Below are 16,186 nucleotides of genomic sequence, written 5' to 3'. Positions count from 1 at the left end.
TGTTTTTGCGGTATGCGCCGATGCTTTGTGCGGAGTCTGGCTTTTCGCTGTTCCCAGGACGGGGCGGTATCGAAGGCAAACACTGCCCGGGACCTGTCTCTACTGTGTAGCAGAAAATGAACAGCAGCGAAATCCAGTTCCCGGTATCCGATCGGATCCGGATAGGAGAGTGCACCGTCACTCTGTCCTCGCGCGAAGTCGAGGTCGTCGGCGCGCGTCGCCCGCGCCGGCTGACGCCGAAGGCGCTGGGCGTGCTGCGCGTGCTGCTGCGGCAGCCGGGTCGCGTTGTCACCCGCGACGAGTTGTTCGCCGAGGTATGGCCGGACACGCTGCCGACCAACGATGTGCTGACCCAGGCCGTCACCCAGCTGCGCAAGGCGTTCAGCAACGACGACGACAACGGCCAGGCCTACATCGAAACCATCGCCAAGACAGGCTATCGGCTTCTGGTCCCGGTGCAGGTGCTGGACGATGCCGAGCCCGTGGCCGCAGGCGTCCCCGACGACGAAGGCATGGCCGCGCAGCCGGTGACCACTGCTGCGTTGCCTGCGCATCCACAGGCAGCGCGCCGCCGCTGGCGCCATATCCGTCGGCGCGTGCTGCTGGTGCTGGGCGTGTTGATGCTGGCCACGCTGCTGGTGTTGACCACGCTGCTGCTGCGTCGTGCACCGGCCGGCAGCTCGCCGGTGGAGGCTGCCGTGGAGAACGGTACGCGGGTGATCGGCAGCCCGCAGCGACCGTATCGGTTGATCACCGCAACCAGCGGCTTCGAAACCTATCCCACGCTGTCACCGGACGGTTCGCTGGTGGCCTATGAGGGCGCCAACGAGGATGGCAACGGCGGTGGCGCGATCAAGCTGCAGACCTCCGGCAACGCACCGGCGCGCCAGTTGCTGGCGCCACCGGCCGGTGCCGTCGATCGCTTCCCGAACTGGTCGCCGGATGGTCGCGAAATCGCCTTCGCGCGGTTCTCCGCCGACGGCGGCTGCCAGGTACTGATCGCCAGCGCCACCGGTGGCGCACTGCGCCAGGCCACACGCTGCGATGGCACGGAGCTGCTCAGTTTCGACTGGACGCCAGATGGGCGTGGCCTGGTGTTCGGCAGCATGGTCGGTCGCTACGCGCACCGTGGCATCCGCGTGCTGGACCTGGCCAGTGGCCAGTGGCGCGCGCTGGCCTACAGCGTCGACCAGGATGACTTCGACTACGCACCGCGTTATTCGCCTGATGGGCAATGGCTGGTGTTCGTGCGCAACCCGCAGCTGGGTGATCTGTGGCGGGTGCCAGCCGCAGGCGGTACGCCCGAGCAGTTGACCAACGAAGCGGCAGAGCTGCGCGGCTGGGCCTGGCTGGACGATGGCCGCACCATCGTCTTCGGTCGCCGCGTCGACAGCGAGGCGCGGCTCTATTACCTGGACGTCGAGCGGCACACGTTGCGCGATGCCGGCCTGGATGATGCGCAGTGGCCAGCGGTGTCGCGACGCGGTGGCATGCTGGCGTTCGTCCACCGGCGCGCGCAGTTCGGCGTGTTCAAGGTGCCGATGCAGGGCAGCGGCTCGCCCGAGCGACTGTTCGCCTCCAGTGGCCGCGATGGGCAGCCGATGGCAGCGCCTGATGGCCGCCAGCTGGTCTTCACCTCCGATCGTTCCGGCAGCTTCGCCCTGTGGTGGGCGGACATGCAGCGACCGGATTCGCTGCGTCCCATCGAAGGGCTGCGGCCGGAAGCGCGGCAGGCGCCTGACTGGTCGGCCGACAGCCGGCAGTTGCTCGTGGTTGGCCGCGATGCGCATGGGCGCACGGTGCTCTATGAAATCGCGCCACGCGATGAACGCCTGCAACCCTTGCCGGTTCCTGCCGAACAGCCGTTGCAGGCACTGTATGGCGCCTCGCCGCAGCAGCTGTTTGTGGTCGAGCGCGATGCCGACCAGCGCACGCGGTTGAGCCTGTTCGATCGCAGCGTCCAGCCCTGGCGCCGATTGGCCAGCATCGATGGGGTGTCGCAGGCGCGCTTTGACCGGAGCAGTGGCCGCGTGTTGTTCACCCGCTTGGCCGCCGGTGGCCTGTGGTCGGCGGATGCCGCGTTGTCCCCGGCCAGCGTGCAGCAGATCAGCGATGACCGGCCCAGCCGCTGGCGATACCGGGCCTGGACCGTGACCGGCAACAGCGGCATCGGCTACCTCGGTACCTCGACCACGTGTGGCACCACCTTCGTGCGCATCCAGCCCGGCCGCGAGGAGCCGGAACGTTGCCTGGACGCAGAACGGCTCAGCGCCGGCAACGGGCTCAGTGCCAGCGCCGACGGAAAGGACCTGTTCGTGGCGATGGCGGTCAGCGATGGCGCTGACATCGGCGTGATGCGGTTGCCCGAACGCCCGCCTGCACTGTTCCCCGCATTCTCCAAGTTGTTGTTGTTCAAGGGAAATGGGCCTTCGTAATTTCTTCGTCGGGATCTCGTCGCGAATTCGTGGCGATCTCGTCGGACCTTCCTGACGCAGTGCCGCCTGATTTGGCAAAACGGAGTCCTGTACTAGGCAAATCCGTGGTGCCCCCATGCGTCAACTCTCGCTGGCCGATCGCGGCCAAACTGTTTCCCTGGACCGGTCGCTCGACGACGTCGCACCGACCTGCCTGGGCGTGGCCCGGCTGGGCAGCCTGCAGACCGCCGGCTCCAGCTTCACTGTCTGGATGCAGGTGCGTGGCAGCTCGTGGGTCGAGGCCAAGGAAGGGCGCTTCCGCCTGCGCCAGGGCGAGTGGATCGCGTTCGAGAAGGAATCGCGGCCGCTGGTGCAGGCCGGTCGCAACGGGTTGTGCGTTGGCCTGAACCTGAACATCGAAGCGCTTCGCGTGCTGACCGAGATGGCCGACTGCGGCCTGTATGCAGGTCGTGGCCGGATGAACCGCACTGATGCGCGCGTGGCGCTGCGCCTGTGGCGCGACGCGCTGGCCAGCGGCCAGCCGGCACAGGCCCTGCGCCCGCTGCTGCTGCACCTCGCGGGCCTGCAGCGCGGCCTGGCCGACAACGTGCAGCGCTGCCCGGGCCGCTCGCGCAGCCGCAAGCGCCAGGTGTTCGGCCGCATGCAGCGCGCGCGCCTCTATCTGGAAGGCAACAGCCACCGGGTGGTGCGCATCGGCGAACTGGCCGAGCTGACCAACTTCTCCAGCTGGTACCTGTCCAAGACCTTCCAGAGCCTGTACGAGGAAAGCCCGCAGTCGCTTTCGGCACGACTGCGCCTCGAACGCGCCGCTGATCTGCTGCGCGACACCGACATGATGGTGGGCGAGGTCGCTGCCGCCAGCGGTTTCGACAACTGCTGCAGCTTCGCGCGTGCGTTCCGCGCCCGCTACGGCCAGTCCGCATCGCGCTTCAGGGAGAACGGCGGCTTGCTCCCGCCACAATCCGCAAAGTCTCCGGTTGGTTCGCGCAAATACAGCGCTGCAACGCAATCGTAACGTGCTGGGGTGTTTTAACACGCTGCTAACACGTACCTTGGAGAGATAGATGAACGTTCGTAATCCCGCAGTGCGGTTCGGCTTGCTGCCGGCCGGCATTGCGCTGGCGCTGGCGCCGGCCTTTGCTTCGGCGCAGGAAGCAAAGGGCACCACCGACCTGGACCGCATTTCGGTCACCGGCTCGCGCATCCGCGGCGCTGCCGTTGAAACCCAGCAGCCGATCGTCACCCTCAGCCGTGAGAACCTGGAAAAGCAGGGCTACACCTCGGTTGCTGACGTCCTGCAGAACCTGACCTCGGCCGGTTCCCCGGCCATTTCGCGTTCGGAGTCGCTGGCTTCGGGCGAGAACGTGGGCGGCTACTACGTCGACATCCGCAACCTGGGCGCCCAGCGCACCCTGGTGCTGATGAACGGCAAGCGCCTGGGCGCAACCACCGCCGGTTACCAGGATCTGAGCCAGATCCCGATGGCGGCCATCGAGCGCATTGAGATCCTGAAGGATGGCGCCTCGGCCATCTACGGTTCGGACGCCATCGCGGCCGTGGTCAACGTGATCACCCGCAAGCGCTTCGACGGCGCTGAAGCCAGCGTCTATGTCGGTCAGTACGGCAAGGGCGACGGCGACACCGAAACCTATTCTTTCACCCTCGGCAGCATGGGCGAGCGCGGCGGTGTCACCATGTCCGCCGAGTATTCCAAGCAGGATCCGGTGTGGGCGAAGGATCGTTGGTTCAGCCGTGACGGCAACGCCGGCCCGAACTACCCGCGTTCGGGCGCCAGCCCGATCAACCAGAAGGGTGGCTTCTGCGACCCGTGCGTCACCCCGAACTTGAAGCAGGGCGAGCCGGGCTATGTCGGCCCGAGCGACCAGCGCTGGTACACCCTGCGTGACGGCGGCAACCCGGCCAACCGCGCCGACTACCGTCTGGAAACCTCTGCTGACGCCGTCAATGCCAACGAGCAGATGATGGTGCAGACCGGTATCGAGCGTAAGTCGCTGTACGTCAACGGCAACTACGACTTCACCGACGCGATCTCGTTCAACGCTGACGTGCTCTACAACGAGCGCAACACCACCCAGCAGATCGCGGGCTATCCGTACCAGTCGGCGTCCTTCGGCACCCCGCTGTCGGCCGACAGCGCATTCAACCCGACCGGTGAAGACCTGACCTTCCGACGCCGTCTGTGGGAAGTGCCGCGCACCACCGAAAGCCAGGTCAAGACCCTGCGCTTCGCCCCGAGCATCAGCGGCTTCTTCGACTTCGCCGGCAAGACCTTCGACTGGGACGTCGGCGCGCTGTGGAACCGCAACGAAACCACCAAGCGTGGTCACGGCGACATGAGCCTGATCGCATCGGAACAGGCGCTGGGCGCTTCGTTCATCGGTGCTGATGGCGTCGCCCGCTGCGGCACCAGCATGTCCGATCCGCTCGCCACCAGCGGCTGCCGTCCGTGGAACCCGCTGCTGCCGTTCGGCGTTGCCGGTGCCGGTTCGCTGGCCGACCAGGCCACCCAGGACTTCTTGTTCCCGTACTTCACCGATACCGGTCTGACCAAGACCACCAGCTTCACCGCCAACCTGTCGGGTTCGATCGTGACCCTGCCGGCCGGTGACCTGGGCTTCGCCGTGGGCGTCGAGCACCGCAAGGAAGAAGGCCGCTTCTCGCCGGACGCCTTCGCGCAGTCGGGCCAGTCCACCGGCCTGGGCGCGCAGACCACTCAGGGTGAGTACTCGCTGGACGAGGTCTACCTGGAACTGAACGTGCCGGTCCTGGCGGACATGCCGTTTGCCAAGGAACTGACCCTGAATGCTGCGACCCGTTACTCGGATTACAGCAACTTCGGCGACACCCTGAATTCCAAGTTCGGCTTCACCTGGCGTCCGCTGGACGAGCTGCTGGTTCGCGGTACCTGGGCTGAGGGCTTCCGTGCTCCGACGATCGACAACCTGTACGGTGGCCTGAGCAGCAGCTTCGAGTCGTACACCGATCCGTGCGGCATCACCGCGCCGGGTTCGGTCAACGGCAACGCGGCCTGCTCGGCGGCGGGCGTCCCGGTTGGTTACACCCAGCTGGGCCAGGGCCTGATTCCGTGCACCTCGACCCCGTGTGCGACGCCGGACCAGTTCATCTCGGGTGCCAACCCGAACCTGACCCCGGAAACCTCCAAGAGCACCACCATCGGCCTGGTCTGGAGCCCGCGCTGGGTGCAGGGCCTGGACATCTCGCTGGACTGGTACAAGTACGAAATCAGCGACATGATCATCGCTGACAGCGTCGACCGCATCCTGCGTGACTGCTACGTGTTGGGCGATGCTTCGCGTTGCGCCGCACACACCCGTGCAGGCGATGGCCACATCAACGGCATGACCTACGGCCTGGCCAACCTCGGCCAGATGGAAACCCAGGGCTACGACCTGGGCATCAAGTACCGCCTGCCGGAGCTGGCCATCGGCCAGTTCGCGATCGACTGGCAGACGAGCTACCTGGCCAAGTACGACGAGCAGGGCCAGAACGCTGACGGTGACAACATCACCATCGGCCGTGTGGGTGAGCCGGGCCTGTTCCGCGTGCGTTCGAACCTGGGCCTGACCTGGTCGAAGGGTGACTTCGGCGTGGCGTACACCGCGCGTTACTACTCGGGCATGAACGAAGCCTGCGTGGCCAACCGTCCGTGCGACGACGCCGACCGCTACCAGAACGGTGAGAAGTCGCCGCTGCGCAAGACCGGCTCCAACACCTTCCACGACCTGCAGGTCAGCTGGAAGGCACCGTGGGATGCCACCATCGCGCTGGGCGCCAACAACGTGTTCGACCATAAGGGTCCGATCATGTTCACCCAGCCGAACTCGAGCTTCGCCTACTACGGCGGCTTCGACGTGGGTCGCTTCCTGTACATGAAGTACACCCAGCGCTTCTGATCCATCGAAGTGCGATAGCAGAACGAGGAGGGCGGACCGCAAGGTCCGCCCTTTTCATTTCTGTAAGGAAATTCTGATCATGTCGAGAAGGTGAGTGCAGTCACTGTCTGCTCTTGTCACATTCAGCACAGTAGGCGCGTCCAATACCGGACACTGGGAGATGGATATGAAGCGCACGCTTTTCCGCCAGGTATCGGCCGCAGTCCTGATCTATGCAACGCTGGTGGGCTCGCTGTCCGCACAGAACATCATCGTCTGCGGCGGCGGTGTGTACTGCGAGCAATTCCGGCTGGAGTGCCTGGCCAAGGGCAACGCCCCGGCCCTGTGCGAGCGCCAATGGCGTCTGTGCGTGCTGGACGCCTGTCCGCAGCGCTGAGACAGGAAAAAGGGCGCGTCCGTTGGACGCGCCCTCATGCGAGGCGGAGGCAGGCGCCCGCGTGCCGCTCAGGCGTCAGTGGGTGTCAGTCCCATCAGTGCATTGGCGTGCTCGCGCCATTGCGGCAGTTTGTTCAGCACGCCTGCACGCTGCAGGTAGTCCTCGTCCACCGGATCGCCATTGACCAGCGCCAGGGCCACGTGCACCGCGCCGGTCACCCAGAAGCTGCGGGTGTTGGCGCGCTGCGGCTGCAGGTGGAAGGCCACCGCTTCGATGATCGGCATCGGCAGGCCCCACAGGCCCAGCAGGTAGGCGCCGGCCTCGGCATGGCCTGGGCGGGTATCGCCGGCCAGCGCGGGCTCGCTGCGCTCGTTGCGCACGCCGGGCAGCAGCAGGCCGATGTCGGCCAGCAGTGCGGCGGTCGCCCCCAGTTCGGCGCTGGACTCGGGCAGCAGGCGTGCGGCCAGCCGGGAGGCGAGCAGTGCGCGCTGCTGCAGTGAGTTGCGCTCGGCAGCCGACAGCGTCGGCGCGGAGAACACTTCGCTGGCCAGCACCAGGTCACGCAGCGTGGCCAGGCCCAGCCGGGTGACCGCGGTGCGCAGGTCGGCAATGGTGCGGCCCTGGCTGAAGAAAGCCGAGTTCGACAGTTGCAGCACCTTGGCCGCGATGGCCGGATCGGCGGCGACCAGCTTGGCCACATCGGCACTGTCGGTATCGTCGTCATGTTCCAGGGCCTGGGTCAGGCTCAGGTACAGGTGCGGTGGCGATGGCAGTTTCTCGATACGGCCGATGGCATCGCGCAGGCGCGGGCTGTCCAGCACTTCGCGCAGTTCTTCCAGGCTGGTCAATGCCTCCAGCAGCACTTCCGGCGCCAGCGGCAGCGGCAGGAAGCGGTGGGCGACACCGATCAGGCGCGCCGGCGGCGGGCGGTTGCCATGGTGCGCATCGACCAGCGCGATGCGGATGGTTTCCGGGCGCAGTGTCCGGATCTGGCCCAGCAGCGTGGTGGCATTGAGATCGGGCAACTGCGGGCAGACGATTACCGCGTCCACGCCCTGCGTGGCCACCGCGGTCATCGCGGTCTGGCCATCGGCGGCGGTCAGCGGCTGCCAGTCTTCCCCAAGATCGGCAATGAATTCGGTCAGCTCAGCCGGCAGGCTGGCTGCATCCCCAACAAGCAGAATACGCACGACACGTTCCCCTGGCTGTCTCGACGATGGATGTCGATGACGTGTGAAGTGACGCAATTTACCTAATACGGCAGCAAGAGTGATGTGCCGTCGTCATGAAACGTGACCCGCATCGCTCCGGCAGGGTATCGCCGGAGCGATGCGGTTCAGGCTCAGGCCTTGCTGTCGAGATGGCGCTGGTGCGCCTCGATCAGGATCTGCTTGGCCTCAGCGGCGCCACCCCAACCGTCCAGCTTGACCCACTTGCCCTTCTCCAGGTCCTTGTAATGCTCGAAGAAGTGGCCAATGCGCTCCAGCCAGTGGCTCGAGACCTGGGCGATGTCTTCGACGTGGGCGTAGCCGCTGAAGATCTTCGAGACCGGCACGGCCAGGATCTTCTCGTCGCTGCCTGCCTCATCGCTCATCTTCAGCACGCCGACCGGACGGCAGCGCACGACCGAGCCCGGCACCAGCGGCAGCGGCAGCACCACCAGCACGTCGGCCGGATCGCCGTCGCCACACAAGGTGCTCGGCACGTAGCCGTAGTTGCACGGATAGCGCATCGGGGTGGACAGGATGCGGTCGACGAAGATCGCGCCGGTTTCCTTGTCCACTTCGTACTTCACCGGTTCCGAGTCCTTCGGGATCTCGATGATGACGTTGATTTCTTCCGGCGGGTTCTTGCCGGGCGAGACGAGTTCCAGGCCCATGGTGTGCTCCAGGTGGGGATATAGACGGATAGCTCACCATTTTATGCCTTTGCCGGGCGCTGTGCAGGGTAGGGCTGGGCCGACCTGCGCGCTCGGCCATGGCGGAGGAGCCAGAGCGGGCTTTCCCGATGGGTTCGACCCGGTCCCCGCGGCAGGCTGGACGTCCTTGCCAAGGAGACTTGCCATGAACTGGAACCGCTTGGGCTGTTGTGCCTTGCTGCTGCTGGCGCCGCTGCCCGCGCTCGCGCGCGGGTTGCATGTCAACCTGATTGACTATCCCTCCGACGAGGCCGGATGGGACCGTGCCTTTGCGCTGGAGGACGCGGTCGCCGGCGAATTCGCCGCATGGTGTGCCGACACCTTGTGTGAAGGTGATTACAGCAACTACCGGGTGATGGAGTTCCGCTGCGCCGTGCTCGCCCACCGCGGCACCGTGCAGCGCTGTGTCTGGGTGGTGGCCGCCAGCGAGCTGGAGGTTGAGCCCGACACGGGACACGTGCGGATCGACAACGGGAGCTGGGTCTGTCCGGTCGAAATCCAGCCCGGGGTGCCCGTCGACGCGTTCTACGCCTCCCTGGAAGCGCCGGGCGGCCTGACCGCGCCTTTGCCTGGGCTTGACCACGGCATCTTCGATGGGTTGCCTGAATGCCTGCGCACGCAGGGGAGGGTGGGCTGATGGGGAGCTTCCGTAGATGCTGGCTGTTGTGTGGCGTGCTGTCTGTCAGCCTGCCGTGCGCCGGTGTCGCGCAGGCTGCGCCTGCGTTCGTCGATGCGCGGGATTACGCCGGCCCGGGGGGCGGCCACGAGCGTTTCCTTGCTGCCGAGCGGCAACTGGTGCGTGGCTTCGATGAGGTATGTGGCGATACCTTCTGCGAGGGCGAGTACATCAATCTGTGGGCCATGCGCCTGCGCTGTTCCGTGGACCAGGCCACGGGGGTGGTTGTCCAGTGTGTATGGACCTTCGCCGGTAGCAACACCAGGGTAAAGTCCAGCGGCCTGATCACGGTCAACCGCGGACGCTATGCCTGCGTGCTGCCGCTGGCAACCGGAACACGCCTGGAAACCCTGTTGCAGGTGTGGGAAACGGGGGACGGGTTCGATGCGTTGCACGCGCCGCTGCCCGGCACGACTGCCAATACGTACGACGCACTGGCTGATTGCCTGTAGTCCCGGCAACGATACGAATGTGACTTATTCGCATTACCGGAGTAGCATGCGCGGTGCCTCCCGTCTGTCGTCCCGGCTCCGCGCATGTCCTCCAATGCTGCCTCCCTCACTGAGCTGCTGATCCGCGAGCGGCCCGCGCTGCTGCGCCGGGTGCAGCGCATCCTCGGGGGCGACAACGGCGCCGAGGACGTGATCCAGGCGGTCTGGTTCAAGGCCCGTGGGGTCGGTGACAGCCAGGCGATCGGCAACCCGCGGGCCTATCTGTATCGGCTGGCCGCCAACCTTGCCACTGACCACGGCCGCGAATCGAGCCGCCGCAACCGGCTGCTGGTCGACCACTACCTGTGGGGGGCCGACGAGGTGATCTCCACCGAGGAGCAGGCCATGGCACAGGATGAGCTGCAGCGGGTGCTCGATGCGGCGGGTCACCTGCCGGAGCCGACCCGCACCATCTTCCGGCTCAACCGCCTGCAGGGCCTCACCCAGGCCGAGATCGCACGCCGCTTGGGGGTGTCGGTGACCACCGTCGAGAATCATGTGCGCTCCGCGCTGCAGCGCCTGGCCTGGGCGCGCAGCGGTCGATGAGCGCGCCGGCTTGGGGCTGGCCTTCGCGCAGACGTCTTGATCACTGGACCGTGGATGCGGTCTAGTTCCCCGCCTGCGCTTGAATGCGCCTGTCCGCCAGCCGATGAGCCCGCCGAACATGCAGCCCGCCGCCAATGACGATGCCCTGGCCGAACAAGCCCGGGACTGGATCGCGTGGCTGGCCTCGGGTGACATCAGCGATGCACGCATGCAGGCGTTCGAGCACTGGCTGCAACAGCCGGGGCACCGCAGGGCCTTCGAACACGAGCGCGCGTTGTGGCGCAGTGTCGGGCCGCGCCCACAGGCCGCCGGGGCCAGCCGATGGCGTGGGCCGCATCGACTGCGCTGGGCGATGGCTGTGGCGGCAATGCTGGCGATGCTGGTGGCATGGCCGGAGGCGTGGCTGCGCCTGCAGTCCGATCATCGCAGCACGCATCAGGTGCAGCACGTGCGGCTGCCCGATGGCAGTCGGGCGGTGCTGGATGCGGACAGTGCGATTGCCGTGCGCTTCGATGCGGACGCCCGCGAGGTCGAGCTGCTGCGCGGGCGCGCCTGGTTCGAGGTAAGCCCGGATGCACAGCGGCGTTTCAGCGTGCGCGCCGGCAATGGCCTGGTCGAGGACATCTCGACCGCGTTCACCGTGGCGCGTGGAGACGAGGGGGTGGAAACCCAGGTTGGGCAGGGCAGGGTGCGCGTGGCCAGCCCGGCCGACGGTGGCTGGACCTACCTGCAGCAGGGGCAGCGCGCCGTCTACACTGAACGTGGCGGGGTCATGCGACGGGCTGACGTGACCGCCGACAGCGTCGGCGCCTGGCGCCAGGGCGAGCTGCTGCTGGAGCAGGCCAGCGTCGCCGATGCGGTGCAGTGGGTGGGGCGCTATCGCGCGGGGCCGACCTTCGTGCGCGGTGATCTGTCACGTCTGCCTGCAGTGAGTGCTGCGTTGCGCATCGACCGCCCGGAACAGGCGCTGGATGCGCTGGCGGCAACGGCAGGTCTTCAGGTTACTCGTCTTCCATTCGGCGTCGCCATCGTGCAGTAGATCCACGCCACGCGTGGATGAGCGTCCCTGTGCCGACCATCGGTCGGCACCCACCGCTACCACCGGCCGACCAACGGTCGGCACCCACCGCGCCCCGTCGGCATCCCCCGCGACCGCAAATCGCTCTTGGGGTTGTCGCGCGCCCAGCCGTCTTACCCGGCGAACGTACCCGCCGTCGCCACGTACGTCGCCGTGTCCGCCCGTGTTGCGGATGACGCCGCGTTCGCGGCACCGATTACCTGACAGGTTCTTCCATGTTCGACTCCCACCGCTCGGGCCGCGTACTGCGCCCGTCCCCTCTATGCATTGCGTTGCTTGCCGCCGGGCTGGCCAGCACGACGCCACCCGCACTGGCGCAGAGCGCCCGCAGCGACCACGCGGCTGTACTGCGCTTCGAAATTCCTGCACAACCGCTGGATGAGGCCCTGCGCAGCTACATGCGCCAATCCGGCGTGCAGGTCGTGTACCCCACATCGCTGGCACACGGCGCAACCTCCCACGCGGTCAGCGGCAGCCTGTCGGCCAACCAGGCGTTGCAGCACCTGCTGCAGGGCAGTGGCGTGGCGGTGCGCCGGGTCAGCGCCGATGCGGTCACTCTGGAGGCAGCAACGCCGGTGCGGGCCGACAGCGGTGTGATCGTCACCGGCACGCTGAGTGTGGCCGGCGACCGCGTCGACAGCGGTGCGAACAACGATGAAGCACGCCTGCTCGACAGCTACCGCAGCGTGGGTTCGACCACCACGCTCGACCGCGCGCATCTGGAGCGCTTCCGCGGCACCTCCAACGGTGACATCGTCAAGGGTGTGGCCGGTGTCACCGCCGGTGATCCGCGCGTCGGCAATGGCTTCGACGTCAACATCCGTGGCATCCAGGGCCAGGGCCGCGTACCGGTGATCATCGACGGTGGCCAGTCCAGCATGGACACCTACCGCGGCTATGCGGGCCAGTCACAGCGCACCTACCTCGACCCCGACCTGATCTCCAGCCTGACCATCACCAAGGGCCCGAGCCTGCAGGCCAATGCCTCCGGTGGCATCGGCGGTATGGTCGAGATGGAGACGCTGAAGATCGGTGACGTGCTGCGCGAGGGGCGCGACCTCGGCGTGCGCGTGCGCAGTGGCCTGGCCAATGGCAGTGCCAACAACCTGCCGTCCTACAGTGCGACGCCGCGCACCGATCGTAGCGCCACCGGCAGCCAGTTCTTCAACGTGGCCGGTGCCGGTCACTGGGACCGCTTCGACCTGGTTGCGGCCTACGCGTACCGGGACAACGGCAACTACTTCTCCGGCAAGCACGGCTACGATGATTTCCCGCAGACCCGTCGCACGCTGGCGCCGCTGAATCCGCCGCGCACCGAAGTGTTCAACACCTCCTCGCGTTCGAAGTCGGCGCTGCTCAAGGGCACCTGGCGCATCGATGACACGCAGAGCCTGGAAGCCGGCTACCGCCGCTATGAAGGCACGGCCGGCGAGATCATGGCCTCGCAGATCATCCGCGTCGACCGTGACCGCATCCCGCAGTGGGATCCGGGCCACGTCGACATGGACAGCTACACCCTGCGCTATCGCTTCGATCCGGACAGCGAGCTGATCGACCTGCGCGTCAATGCAGCGTACACCGACACCGACAGCGTGATGTACAACAGCCTGACCGGCATCACGCCGTGGTACTTCGATCGCCGCACCGAGTGGTACGACGCGCCCAGTTTCAGTGGCGATCCCGGCTACAAGGATGCCTACCGGAACCCGCTGCGGCAGAAGCGCTTCAACCTGGATGCCAGCAACACCTCGACGTTCGGCACCCGCGCCGGAGCGTTCACGCTCGACTATGGCCTGTCCTACAGCGACGAAGATATCGCCCCGGGCGGCTCGGGCCCGATCATGCACGATGACCTGGTCAACAACCGCTTCCTGCGTAATGCCGAGCGCAAGGAATACAGCGCCGTGGCCGCGCTGAAGTGGCAGCCAGACGAACACTGGGAGCTGCTGGCCGGTGGCCGCTGGAACCGGGTGGACGTGCACGACCGCAACCGGCTGGCCACGCCCGATGCCTACGAGGTGCAGGGCCAGTACCGCTACACCGAGCTGCTCAACGGCAACCCGGCACTGCCCTCGTGGCGCGCCAAGCGCATCGCGTTGCTGAACTGGTATCCGGATGCCAACGGCAACTTCACCCAGGCCTCGCTGCTGGCCTCGCCGTACAAGAAGGGTACGGTGGGCGACATCGCCGGCTGGAACTTCTACGACGCCGGCAAGCCGCAGGATCTGGAAGTGCCGGTCAGCTGGAGCTGGTCGCAGCCGATCCGCCGTCGCGACACCGCGTTCTCGCCGACCGCCAGCGTGGCCTACCGTTTCAGCGAAGACACCCTGGTCTACGTGAAGTACGCCGAAGGCACCAAGCTGCCGAGCCTGTTCGAGACCACGCTGGGCCTGTTCACCGCTGCCAAGCCGGTCGGTGAGCTGAAGCCGGAGCGCGCGCGCAGCTGGGAAATCGGTGCCAGCACCCTCCGCTACGACCTGTTTACCGCTGGCGACCGCCTGGCGCTGAAGCTGGCGTACTTCGATACCCGCATCGACGACCTGATCACCCGTGACTACCGCACGCTTTCGGCCGGCCTGATCCGCAACGTCGATCAGTTCAAGGTCTCGGGCATGGAATTCCAGTCCAGCTATGACAGCGGCAAGGTCTTCGCCGACCTGTCCGCGCATTACTATGTCAAGGCCAAGACCTGCGCGCCGGACATCGCCGCCGAGCGTCGTGCCTATGGCGCGCAGCGCAGGAACGACGAGCTGGCCAATACACCCAACTGCGTGGACGGTGGCTTCGAGGGCTCGTACACCAACACCCAGAACCCGCCGCGCTACACAGTCAACCTGATCCTGGGCTCGCGCCTGTTCGACGAGCGCCTGACCTTCGGCGCCCGCATGGTCCACAACGCTGGCCCCATCAGCAAGTTGGACAAGGACTGGAACGTGGGCCTGTCGGCGATCCAGCAGCTGTACCGGCCGAACACCTTGGTCGACCTGTTCGCCAGCTGGAGCTTCAACGACCAGCTGTCGGTGGAAGCCGGCGTCGACAACCTGACCGACCGTTACTACCTGGACCCGCTGGCCCTGGGCGTGATGCCGGCACCGGGCCGCACCGCGCGGTTGGCGTTGACCTGGACGTACTGATCTGCGGGGTCGGATCCCTTTCCTGCGGAAAGGGCTCTGACCCCAGCGGGAAAGACAACGGTAGCGCCGGGCCATGCCCGGTGCCTTCCGCCAGGCACTTACAGCCCACTCGAAGCCTTCACCGCATCTTCGTGCAGCGACTCGTTCAACTCGTCCACCACGGTGGTCCATGCCGCATCGGCCTGCAGCGACTCGGCCAGGAACTGGCGCTGGGCATCGTTCCAGTAGGGCGCCTCGACGACTTCGACGTCGGTGGCCAGCTGGTGCTCGCGGATGAAGCGGGCGATGCCTTCGGCGCTGGCGTCCAGGCCCAGCTGCAGGAACAGGTTGGTCATGCGCGGTTCGGTGGTGATCATCGTCGGTTCCGGATGGACAAGGGGATGGCCCATTATCGGTGTAGACGGCCTTGGGGAAAGCCCCGCGGCAGACGTCTACAGCAGGACGACCCTCCTGGCATTCCCCCATGAACGCACACATCGCTCCCGAAGACAGCCGCAGCCTGCGGCTCAAGGCCGCCACCCGCGACAGCCACGTTGCGCTGGACAAGCGCATCATGGCCGGTGACATCTTCGCCGACCGCAGCAACTTCGCCCGTTTCCTGCGCGTGCAGTATCGCTTCCACCGCAGCATCGATGCGCTGTATGCCAACCCTGCCCTGGGCGAATTGCTGCCCGATCTTGGAGAGCGCCGGCGCCTGACACAGGTCGCGCGCGACCTGCAGGACCTGGAGCAGGCCCTGCCTGGCGCGGACATCGACGCGCTGCCCTCGGACCTCGCGCTGCCGACTGCGTTGGGTTGGCTGTACGTGGCCGAAGGCTCCAATCTCGGTGGCACCCTTCTGTACAAGATGGCGGCCAGGCTCGGCCTGCACCGTGATTTCGGCGCCCGCCACTTGGCCGCCCATCCCGATGGCGCAGCGCGCCACTGGCGCGAGTTCACCGCTGTGCTGGACGCGGTGCCGCTGAGTGCCGAGCAGGACCAGCAGGTGATCGATGCAGCCGACGCTGCGTTCCGCAGCGTGTACCGCCACGTCGAAGTGGAATTCGCCTGATGGGCGGCGCGCGCCCGCAGGTGCAGCGCTGATGCGCTGGCTCTGGTTCGCGCTGGGCTGGCTGATGGTCGGCCTCGGGGTGATCGGCGCATTGCTGCCAGTCATGCCGACCACCATCTTCCTGATCCTCGCGGTGGGCTGCTTCGCGCGCAGCTCGCCGAAGTTCGAGCAGCGCCTGCTGGCGCATCCACGCTACGGCCCGTCGCTGCGGCTGTGGCGCGAGCAGGGTGCCGTGTCGGGCAAGGGCAAGGCGTTTGCCAGCGCAGGCATGGCGGCGGGCTTTGCCCTGTTCTGCTGGGGCGCGCATCCGTCGTGGCGCCTGTTGCTCGGCGTGGGCCTGTTCTTTGCCGCCAGCGCCGGTTACGTGCTCAGCCGGCCGGCACCGCGACCGGAGCCCCATCCGGTCGTGGAAGTGGACGACGCCAACGATCCTCGCGCGGCCCGCCGCCGCCCGAGGTGGCCGGCGACCCGGTGAACGTGATGGTGCCCGTGCGGTTCTTCCTGCGCGGGCGGTGACCGCCATCGGGGTCGGATCCCTTTCCTGCG

Annotated in this window: 14 protein-coding genes; 11 read left to right on the top strand and 3 right to left on the bottom strand. The window is 66.7% G+C overall.

What is annotated here, in order from left to right:
• The first annotated feature begins 116 nt into the window (after window positions 1–116).
• The 4 genes from ACEPA4_RS16525 (at window position 117) to ACEPA4_RS16510 (ending at window position 6,746) form a co-directional block, all read left to right on the top strand.
• On the top strand, window positions 117–2,435 hold the full coding sequence (locus ACEPA4_RS16525) for a winged helix-turn-helix domain-containing protein (protein WP_065185348.1): 2,319 nt from the start codon (window positions 117–119) through the stop codon (window positions 2,433–2,435).
• A 115-nt stretch (window positions 2,436–2,550) separates the two neighbouring features.
• Complete coding sequence (locus ACEPA4_RS16520) at window positions 2,551–3,450, top strand: helix-turn-helix transcriptional regulator (RefSeq protein ID WP_053497516.1); 900 nt, start codon at window positions 2,551–2,553, stop codon at window positions 3,448–3,450.
• Window positions 3,451–3,499: 49 nt separating this feature from the next.
• A complete protein-coding gene (locus ACEPA4_RS16515) occupies window positions 3,500–6,370 on the top strand; it encodes a TonB-dependent siderophore receptor (protein WP_032954497.1) in 2,871 nt (956 codons plus the stop codon).
• A 166-nt stretch (window positions 6,371–6,536) separates the two neighbouring features.
• Window positions 6,537–6,746 (top strand): hypothetical protein, encoded by a 210-nt coding sequence (locus tag ACEPA4_RS16510; RefSeq protein WP_032954496.1) that lies wholly within the window; start codon window positions 6,537–6,539, stop codon window positions 6,744–6,746.
• Between the two features lie 68 nt (window positions 6,747–6,814).
• On the opposite strand, the gene ACEPA4_RS16505 is transcribed toward ACEPA4_RS16510, so the two are convergent.
• Both ACEPA4_RS16505 and ppa read right to left on the bottom strand, forming a co-directional pair.
• A complete protein-coding gene (locus tag ACEPA4_RS16505; protein WP_065178351.1) occupies window positions 6,815–7,936 on the bottom strand; it encodes an HDOD domain-containing protein in 1,122 nt (373 codons plus the stop codon).
• Between the two features lie 152 nt (window positions 7,937–8,088).
• Window positions 8,089–8,625, bottom strand: coding sequence for an inorganic diphosphatase (gene ppa / locus ACEPA4_RS16500; RefSeq protein WP_005410935.1), 537 nt, complete (start codon window positions 8,623–8,625; stop codon window positions 8,089–8,091).
• Between the two features lie 184 nt (window positions 8,626–8,809).
• Here ppa and ACEPA4_RS16495 point away from each other — a divergent pair, with 184 nt between their 5' ends.
• The 5 genes from ACEPA4_RS16495 to ACEPA4_RS16475 all read left to right on the top strand — a co-directional run bounded on the left by ACEPA4_RS16495 (window position 8,810) and on the right by ACEPA4_RS16475 (window position 14,589).
• Window positions 8,810–9,301: a hypothetical protein gene (locus ACEPA4_RS16495; protein ID WP_262090955.1), complete on the top strand. Its 492-nt coding sequence runs from the start codon at window positions 8,810–8,812 to the stop codon at window positions 9,299–9,301.
• A 35-nt stretch (window positions 9,302–9,336) separates the two neighbouring features.
• Window positions 9,337–9,792, top strand: a complete 456-nt coding sequence (locus ACEPA4_RS16490) for a hypothetical protein (RefSeq protein ID WP_262090956.1) — start codon at window positions 9,337–9,339, stop codon at window positions 9,790–9,792.
• A gap of 84 nt (window positions 9,793–9,876) precedes the next feature.
• Window positions 9,877–10,377 (top strand): RNA polymerase sigma factor, encoded by a 501-nt coding sequence (locus ACEPA4_RS16485; RefSeq protein WP_065178353.1) that lies wholly within the window; start codon window positions 9,877–9,879, stop codon window positions 10,375–10,377.
• A gap of 103 nt (window positions 10,378–10,480) precedes the next feature.
• Window positions 10,481–11,416 carry a FecR domain-containing protein gene (locus tag ACEPA4_RS16480; RefSeq protein ID WP_164093376.1) on the top strand — a complete coding sequence of 312 codons (936 nt, stop codon included), beginning with the start codon at window positions 10,481–10,483 and terminating at the stop codon, window positions 11,414–11,416.
• Window positions 11,417–11,670: 254 nt separating this feature from the next.
• Complete coding sequence (locus ACEPA4_RS16475; protein WP_262090957.1) at window positions 11,671–14,589, top strand: TonB-dependent receptor; 2,919 nt, start codon at window positions 11,671–11,673, stop codon at window positions 14,587–14,589.
• A 98-nt stretch (window positions 14,590–14,687) separates the two neighbouring features.
• On the opposite strand, the gene ACEPA4_RS16470 is transcribed toward ACEPA4_RS16475, so the two are convergent.
• Window positions 14,688–14,945, bottom strand: coding sequence for a DUF2789 domain-containing protein (locus ACEPA4_RS16470; RefSeq protein WP_164093374.1), 258 nt, complete (start codon window positions 14,943–14,945; stop codon window positions 14,688–14,690).
• 107 nt (window positions 14,946–15,052) lie between these two features.
• Here ACEPA4_RS16470 and ACEPA4_RS16465 point away from each other — a divergent pair, with 107 nt between their 5' ends.
• On the top strand, window positions 15,053–15,640 hold the full coding sequence (locus tag ACEPA4_RS16465; RefSeq protein WP_065178357.1) for a biliverdin-producing heme oxygenase: 588 nt from the start codon (window positions 15,053–15,055) through the stop codon (window positions 15,638–15,640).
• Window positions 15,641–15,671: 31 nt separating this feature from the next.
• A complete protein-coding gene (locus tag ACEPA4_RS16460) occupies window positions 15,672–16,115 on the top strand; it encodes a YbaN family protein (protein WP_065185343.1) in 444 nt (147 codons plus the stop codon).
• Window positions 16,116–16,186 lie beyond the last annotated feature (71 nt).

Origin of the sequence: Stenotrophomonas sp. P2112 (assembly GCF_041897515.1) — a bacterium.
In the GTDB taxonomy this organism is placed as follows: Bacteria; Pseudomonadota; Gammaproteobacteria; order Xanthomonadales; family Xanthomonadaceae; genus Stenotrophomonas; species Stenotrophomonas sepilia.
This window is presented reverse-complemented; position numbering and strand designations above follow the sequence as displayed.